Annotated in this window: 7 protein-coding genes; 1 reads left to right on the forward strand and 6 read right to left on the reverse strand. The window is 62.7% G+C overall.

The window, feature by feature from the left end; genetic code table 11:
* Window positions 1-77: 77 nt before the first annotated feature.
* Genes AC3WOS_RS28270 through AC3WOS_RS28295 form a run of 6 tightly spaced genes read right to left on the reverse strand, consistent with a single transcriptional unit; the run spans window position 78 to window position 7,004 of the window.
* Entirely contained in the window at window positions 78-1,322 is a 1,245-nt protein-coding gene (locus tag AC3WOS_RS28270) for a pyridoxal-phosphate-dependent aminotransferase family protein (protein WP_492720621.1), read from the reverse strand.
* Window positions 1,319-2,527 carry a benzoate/H(+) symporter BenE family transporter gene (locus AC3WOS_RS28275; protein WP_492720623.1) on the reverse strand — a complete coding sequence of 403 codons (1,209 nt, stop codon included), beginning with the start codon at window positions 2,525-2,527 and terminating at the stop codon, window positions 1,319-1,321. The genes AC3WOS_RS28270 and AC3WOS_RS28275 overlap by 4 nt, the downstream gene beginning before the upstream one ends.
* A complete protein-coding gene (locus AC3WOS_RS28280) occupies window positions 2,524-3,147 on the reverse strand; it encodes an FMN-binding negative transcriptional regulator (RefSeq protein ID WP_492720625.1) in 624 nt (207 codons plus the stop codon). The genes AC3WOS_RS28275 and AC3WOS_RS28280 overlap by 4 nt, the downstream gene beginning before the upstream one ends.
* Before the next feature lie 4 nt (window positions 3,148-3,151).
* Entirely contained in the window at window positions 3,152-4,525 is a 1,374-nt protein-coding gene (locus tag AC3WOS_RS28285) for a SidA/IucD/PvdA family monooxygenase (RefSeq protein WP_492720627.1), read from the reverse strand.
* 11 nt (window positions 4,526-4,536) lie between these two features.
* Window positions 4,537-5,916, reverse strand: a complete 1,380-nt coding sequence (locus AC3WOS_RS28290) for a diaminobutyrate--2-oxoglutarate transaminase family protein (RefSeq protein WP_492720629.1) — start codon at window positions 5,914-5,916, stop codon at window positions 4,537-4,539.
* Window positions 5,917-5,936: 20 nt separating this feature from the next.
* On the reverse strand, window positions 5,937-7,004 hold the full coding sequence (locus tag AC3WOS_RS28295; protein ID WP_492720631.1) for an aromatic ring-hydroxylating dioxygenase subunit alpha: 1,068 nt from the start codon (window positions 7,002-7,004) through the stop codon (window positions 5,937-5,939).
* A 260-nt stretch (window positions 7,005-7,264) separates the two neighbouring features.
* Here AC3WOS_RS28295 and AC3WOS_RS28300 point away from each other — a divergent pair.
* Window positions 7,265-7,531 (forward strand): hypothetical protein (locus tag AC3WOS_RS28300; protein ID WP_492720632.1); only part of this gene is annotated, 267 nt, incomplete at its 3' end.

A 7,531-nucleotide genomic window follows, 5' to 3' on the forward strand; every position in this document is an offset into this window, starting at 1 on the left:
AGTGTGAAAGTAGGTTATCGTCAGGCTAGTTATTTAAAAAACCCCATCCGGTGATCCGGTTGGGGTTTTTTTTCGTCTCACGCTTCCAGTGCGTGCCGGTCGTAATGCGGCAATTGCACCAGCGCCGCCTGCGAGAGCGACCGCTCCAGCTGCGCCATGCCGGCCGGCAGATCCAGACTGGCGCCGGCCGTCTGCATGCTTGAACCTAGTGCATGCAACGTGCGGAACAGGTTGTGCGCGCGGCTTTGTTCTCCCATTTGACCTATCCTTAAAATATTCAGGCCAAACGCTCCTGATATTTCGACTTTGTGCACGCGCGACATATGCGAGCGCACCACATCGGCAGACACTTGTTCCGGCGTGACGATGCCGATGACGGAGTTGAGCCGGTGCGGCCTGGACACCAGCAATCGCAGCCCCATCGCTTCAATCCCCGCCTGCAGCGCCTCCGAACATTGCTGATGACGGAGGAAACGATTGGGCAGCGTTTCCGTGCACACCAGGCGTAGCGCCTCATGCAATGCCAGGATGCCGGAGACCGGCGCCGTGTAGTGGTACGATTTCTGGTTCCAGAATTTGTCCGCCAGCTGCGCATCCAGACACCAGTGGAAAGGCAGTGCCTGGCGTTTGCTCACCTTCTCGGCCCACGCGCGTTCCGAGAAAGCGAGCAGCGATACACCGGGGATCGACGACAGCCCTTTCTGACCGCCCGTGATGACGGCGTCGATCTGCCATTTGTCCATCGCAAGCGGCATGGTGCTGAGCGTGCAAACCGCATCGACAATCACCAGGCAGCCAAGCTCCTTGGACACGCGCGCTATCCGTTCCAGGTCACGGTTGCACACGGTGTTGGACGTCTCTCCCTGCACCAGTGTAATCGCATCGTAATTGGTCTTGCGCAGCTCGTGCTCGATCAGTTCCACGCTGGCGCCTTCATTGGGCGCCGTTTCGAACAGGGTCGGCTCGCCCCGCACACGGCTCACCATCTCCGCCATGCGTTTGCCGAAGTAGCCATTGCAGATGCACAGCACCTTGTCGCCCGGCTGCACCAGATTGGCGACGGCCATCTCCATGGCGGCCGAGCCGGGCCCGCCCACGCCCATCACTTTCGAGGACGTGGTCTGGAAGACGTAGCGCCCCATCTCCTTCACCTGTTCAATCACCTTGTTCATGGTCTCGCCCAGATGATTGATGACGATGGAATTGGCGGCCGCCACCCGCGCCGGGATCGGCACCGGCCCGGCGCCCATCATCAGCAATGGTTCGTCGGGCAGGATGAAATCCAACGGCACAATTTTTGGAACACTGACTGCTTCGATCATCTGACTACTCCTTTGGTTTGAACGGTTGCGTTACCGGCGAAGCCGCTCCATGACAACACGATCGTGAACATCAGGCCGGCCAGCAGGCCCCACAGGGCCGACCCCAGCCCCCAGAACGACATGCCGGACACGGTGACGACGAAGGTGATCAGGGAGGCTTCGCGCGTACTCTCGTTGGCCAATGCCGCCGTCAGGCTCGAAACCAGTGTGCCGAGCAACGCCAGTCCGGCGAGCGTGGCGATCAGGCCAGCAGGCAGCAAGGCAAACAAGGCGACCACCGAGGCGCCAAACACGCCGACGCACAGATAGCCGACGCCGCACACCACGCCGGCGATGTAGCGTCGGCGCGGATCGGCATGACATTCGGCGCTCGCGCACAGGGCGCCGACGATGGCAGCAGGGTTGATCCCGGAGGAGCCGAACAGGGCCAGCGGAATGGAAATCAAGCCGCTGGCGCCGACCACGGTTTTTGCGGACACGTCGTAACCGGCATTCGAGAGGATGGTGAGGCCGGTCGCGTACTGGGTCAATGCCAGCAACAGCAGCGGCAGGCCCAGTCCCAGCAAGGCTGGTGCCGCCAGCGTGGGCAACGTCATCACGGGCTGCACCAGCGTCAGCGTGGGGATGGCTTGGGCGGCGGGCAGGTGACTGAGCGCCAGCGACAAGCCGCACAGCAGCGCCAGGGCCACGGCGTAGCGCGGCAGCAGCCGCCGGCACAACAGGTAGACCAGCACGACCGGCAGCACCAGGGCCGGCGCGCTTTGCAGCGACTGGAATACCTTGGTGCAGAACTGGAATAGCACGCCTGCGATCATGGCCGACAGCAGGTTGCCCGGCAGCCGCCTGATCAGCTTTGAAAACAATCCTGACCAGGCCAGCGTCGTGATGGCGGCGGCCAGCAACAGGTAGCAGCCGATCACGTCGCTGAAGCGGTATTGTCCCAGCGCCGAAATCAGCAGCGCCACGCCGGGCGTCGACCAGGCCCCAATGACGGGTATGCGGTGGCGCAGGCTGAGGTACAGGCCGAGTGCCGCCGCGCCGACGGACAGCGCCCAGATCCACGTCGAAAGCAGATCGAGCGACAGATGGCCGGCCTGGGCGGCCTGCACCACAATCAGGACCGGGCCGCTGTAGGTCGCGATGAGGGCGATCAGGCCGGCCGCCGCCGCCGAGAGCGAGAAATCGCGTCGCAGTGCGGCCATCATGGCGCAGGCTCCGCAACGCGAGTCGGCTGCACATACGACAGCAGCATGTCCGCCGTGAGCTGCGCGCCGGCCGCCTGCGCGAAATAGCGCGCCGCCATATCGACGTCCGCGGCTTCCTTGTCCTGGGATAGCTTGAAACGTCCCTCGATGTCGGCGATCGTGAAGCGCAAGCCGCGTATGCCACCTATCCAGCGCTGCACGCGCGGATCGTCGTCGTGCACGCGGAACGCTGCGGCGTCCGGGTCGAGCAGAGCCGCGCTGCGGCGCAGGATATCGAGCTTGCCGGGAACGTCGTCGATCAGCGTCAGCGCGCCGCTGGCGTGAACGGCCAGGTAATTCCAGGTCGGCAGCTGGCGGCTCGCATAGGCTTGCGGCGGAATGTATTGATTGGGGCCGGCAAACACCAGCTGCGCGGCGATGGGCGCCGTGCCGTGAAACTGCGCATTGCCTGCATCGACGTGGCCGAACAGGCTTGCGCCGTCGTCCTCCAGGAACAGGGGAATGTGCGAGTTTTGCCAGCGGCCGTTGCTGCAGGTGGTGATGAGCGCGAGCGGGAACTGGCCGATGAAGCGGTGTATCTGCGCCCGGTCCGTGGAGCGGTATTGGGAGTAGTGGAACATGGTGTTATGCGATCGCTTGAAATTCATCCACGGCCGGCTGTGGTGCCGGGACGAGCGTACGTCCATCGCTGGCTGATGCCGGCGACAGACGCTCGGAAAGAGAGTTGAGGATGGCCGCCGAGCGCAGCGACAGCAGGCTAAATGAACCGGCATCGCCCATGCCATGCGACGACTCGCATAACCCGTTCAGGTACAGCGGCGCGTGCCTGTTCCGGCCGTCGCCGGCGAGCCGTACGCGGTAATCCAGTTCGACCTCCAGTGCGCCATGCGCCAGCTCCAGATGGGGCGCCATGCCGGCCAGCAGGGCGGGGTAGGCTTCCTCGCCCGGCCCCGTGCCCAGGTCCCGGAAGCCGGTCGCCAGGATGACCAGGTCGAAGGGTTGAATCTCCTTGTCGCCGTTGATGCTGTGCTCTAGCGTCAGGTGGACCGCGTCGGCGTCGGCGTGCACGGCGCGGATGTTGGTCAGGTGTTTCACCGCCAGTCCCTCTTTGCCCAGTATCTTGTTGCGATAGAGTTGCACATAGAGGGCGTTGAGGACGTCGCTGTCGGACGCCGAGTAGTTGGTAAAGCGCAGTTCCCGCCGCAGCCGTTCCTTGTGCTCCGGCGTCGCGTGGAAGAAGGTCTCCACGAAGGCGGGGAAATACACCTCGTCGGAGAAAGGGCTGGTGTCCTTCAGGCGGAAGCCGAAATTACGGTTGATGCCGGTCAGTTCCGTCCGTTCGCCATCGGCGGCGATGTGCAGCAGCAGTTCCACCGCCGTCTGGCTGCCGCCGACCACTGCGATGCGCGGATGCGCGACGCGGTCGCGCAATTCCCTGTAGGCCCGCAGGAATTGGGTGAAATGCACGATGCGCTGATCGTCCAGCGCGGCGAACTCGGGCGGCACGTGGGGTGTGCGACCGGGCGCCACCACGACCGCGCGGGCGCGAATCCGGTGGCCGTCCGCGCATGCGATGGCGTAGTGCGAGATCGTGCCGTGTTCCAGCACCGGCATGATTTCCGTGACGCTGCTGCCGTAGCGCACCTGGCCGGCGAAGTGACGCGCGACCCAGGCCACGTATTGCCGGTACTCGACCCGTAATGGATGGGCGAGCGGCAGGTTCAGATGCTCGTACAGACGTCCGTTCTCAAACAGGAAATTGACGAATGAGTAGCGGCTGCGCGGATTGCGCGGCGTGACCAGGTCGCGCAAGGGGTGATTCTGGATGTCAGATTCCGGCAGCAGCATGTCTTCCTGCCAGCCTGCGCCCGCATTTTTTTCCAGGAAGCCGATCCGCAGGCCCGGTTGCAGCTCTTCCGCTGCGATGGCCAAGGCGATGTTGGCCGGTCCGAAGCCGATGCCGACGATGTCCAATATGTCGTTGTTGGTGCTATTCATGGCGGACTCCCTCAGGCGATGGTAGCGATGGCGTGGTCGCCGCGCGCCGTCAGCACGGCGTCGATTGCGGCGCCAAGGATGCGAAGCGCGGTTTCTATCTCTTGCCCGGTAATGACCAGCGGCGGCAGGAAGCGCAGCACCGCGCCGTGTCGGCCGCCGGTTTCCAGGATAAGGCCACGGGCGAAGCATTCCCGCTTGATGGCGCCGGCCAGCGCGCCGTCGAGGCGTTTGGGCGCGCCATGGTGGGCCGGTGCGGCCGCCTGCACGATTTCGGCACCGACCATCAGGCCGCGTCCGCGCACCTCGCCGATGCGATCGACCCGCCGTGCCAGCGCGCGCAGCCCCGCTTGCAGTTGTTCGCCCTTGGCATTGGCCTGCGTATGCAGACCATGTTCGCGGATAAACGCCATGGTGGCCGCACCTGCCGTCAGCGCGATCTGGTTGCCGCGGAAGGTGCCGGTATGGGCACCGGGATTCCATTTGTCGTAACGCTTGTGGTAGGCCACCAGCGCCAGAGGGAAGCCACCGCCCAGCGCCTTGGACATGATGATGGCGTCCGGGACGATGCCCGATTCCTCGTGCGCGAACATGGCGCCGGTGCGGCCGAATCCAGTCTGGACCTCGTCCAGCACCAGAGCAATGTCGTGCCGATCGGCGATGGCGCGCAGTCCGCGCAGCCATTGTGGGGACGCTGGAATACAACCGCCTTCACCCTGCACCGCCTCCAGGATGATCATGGCCGGTTTGGTAATGCCGCTTTCGGGATCGGAAAGTACGTTGTCGAGATAGTTCAGCGAGATTTCCTCGCCATCCTCGCCGCCCACGCCGAACGGGCAGCGCGTGCTGTGCGGGTAGGCGAAGAAATGCGTTTCGGGCGCCAGTCCCGTAATGGCTGCCTTGGGGCCGAGATTGCCCATCAGCGAGAGCGCGCCCAGCGTCATGCCATGATAGGCCCCGTGGAAGGCAAAAATGCTGCGGCGGCCGGTCGCGGTCTTGAACAGTTTGATGGCCGCTTCAACGGCATCGGAGCCGGTCGGGCCGCAGAACTGGATGCGGGCATTGCGCGCGAACGCGGGCGGCATTGCATGCATCAGCTGCTCGATAAAGGTATGCTTGGCAACGGTGGGGATGTCCAGTCCTTGCATGATGTGCCCGGACTTGATGAAAGCATCGACCGCTTCCATGACGACGGGATGGTTATGGCCCAGTGGCAGTGCGCCGGCGCAGGCCAGGAAGTCGAGGTATTCGCGTCCTTCGACGTCCCATATTTTTGCCAGCAAACCGCGGGCCATCACGCGGTTAAAGGTTCGGGCGTAAGTCTTCGCGTTCGATTCGCAGCCCTCGATCATGTGCAGCGCATCGCGGTGCTTTTCCTGTGAAAACAGCGTCATAGTCTTGTCCTTGTTGGGGATCAGGCGGCCGAAGCCAGGTCGGGGGCGGAGCCGTCGCGCAGCTGGGCGCGTTTCTTCTCGCCCAGCGCCTTGACCCAGCGCCGGTAGGCCACGCCCAGGCGGTCGCTGGCGACATGCATTTCGTCCGCCATATCGAGGGGCATGCTGTAGGGACGCTGCGATTCCACGATCCAGCGGTCCTGCTCACCGAACACCAGCGCCTGGCGTTCATGGATTTTGCCTTCTTCGATGTCCTTGCCGTAGTTGAAGCTCATGACGAGCCAGAACACGGCTTCGTCCACGTCGGTGGGCGTCATGGCGCACCATGTGAACCAATGCTCATCAGGCCCGGTCTGTTTGTCGGAATAGGCAACGGTGGGCGACAGGCAGTAGTAGTGATAGCGCACCGTCAGCGGAATGCCACGCGCATCGGCGTAGGGCTGGACGACGGTAAATTCGGTCGTCTGCAGCTCGTGCTCTTTCTCGATGACTTTGTAATGAATGGTGGTGTCCGGTTCGTCGCCGCGACCGTTCACGCCCGGATGCACGTGGGGGAAATGGGAGGCGTCCATGAAGTTGTCCAGGCAGCGCAGGGCGTTGGCGCGGTAGGCGTAGGGGCCTGCTTTGACTTTGCGGAAGGCATCATTGTCCCAGTGTGGAAGGCGCGGCACGCCTGTCTCCGGGGTGCCGAGCGATACCCAGATGAAGCCATACTGTTCCGTCGCCTGATAAGCGTGCACGACGCTCCGGGCGGGCGGCGTCTGCTCAGGGTGTGCGGGCACGTGTACGCATTTTCCGCCCTCGTCGAAATGCCAGCCATGGTATGGGCAGACTATCTTGCAGTTCTTGACCTTGCCCAGCGACAGCGGTGCGCCCCGGTGCGCGCAATAATCCTTCCACGCGTTGATGATGCCGGCCTCAGAGCGCCACAACACCACTTTCTCGCCCAGCAGTTTCACGGCGACGGGCTGGTCTGTTACATCTTCTGAACGGGCTACCACATGCCATTGGTCCACTAGCGCGAGGTAGTCGAGCGCATCGCGGTCCCACTTGCCATCATAGATCCTGCCGAAAACTGGCATAGTCATTCTCAATCCTTTCTGCGATAGATGAATCATTCGAGCTGCATGCGCGGCCAGAGCCCGGGGTTTTTGCCCGGCCAGCAGCGAACGGCCGTCGACAACGGCGCCGCGATGAAGCGAAAAACAGTCTTGCAAGCTGGAGAACTCGTGCGGGGCGCCTGCCTTGCGTATGGCGGAGCTGCACAGAGATTCGAGAATTCGCGCCTGGTTGGGCGAACGCGGCGCGCATACGGTACTTGCTTGTTGGGAAGTGCCGGAATGCGCCGATGAATCGGAAGATGGTTGTTAATATATCAATTACTGGAAACCGAGACAATATTATTTTTGTCGTAATGTTGCCATTTAAGAACGTTCATGGCAAATGTAAAAAGCGCTTGTCGCCGAAGCATGCATTTGCTATAGTTCGGCTCCCCGCAAAACGGTGCATGCAAATGCGAGTTGAGCGGGGTGAAAAAAGAGGGGTTGACGAGCTGCACGAAACACCGCATAATCTCATCTCTCTGCTGCTGACGAACACAACGCTTCGTCGAAAA

Source organism: Rugamonas sp. FW305-51 (assembly GCF_058786935.1).

Coding starts and splice junctions, on each gene's coding strand:
- AC3WOS_RS28270 (WP_492720621.1), bottom strand. CDS start 1,322: ATGATCGAAGCAGTCAGTGTTCCAAAAATTGTGCCGTTGGATTTCATC.
- AC3WOS_RS28275 (WP_492720623.1), bottom strand. CDS start 2,527: ATGATGGCCGCACTGCGACGCGATTTCTCGCTCTCGGCGGCGGCGGCC.
- AC3WOS_RS28280 (WP_492720625.1), bottom strand. CDS start 3,147: ATGTTCCACTACTCCCAATACCGCTCCACGGACCGGGCGCAGATACAC.
- AC3WOS_RS28285 (WP_492720627.1), bottom strand. CDS start 4,525: ATGAATAGCACCAACAACGACATATTGGACATCGTCGGCATCGGCTTC.
- AC3WOS_RS28290 (WP_492720629.1), bottom strand. CDS start 5,916: ATGACGCTGTTTTCACAGGAAAAGCACCGCGATGCGCTGCACATGATC.
- AC3WOS_RS28295 (WP_492720631.1), bottom strand. CDS start 7,004: ATGACTATGCCAGTTTTCGGCAGGATCTATGATGGCAAGTGGGACCGC.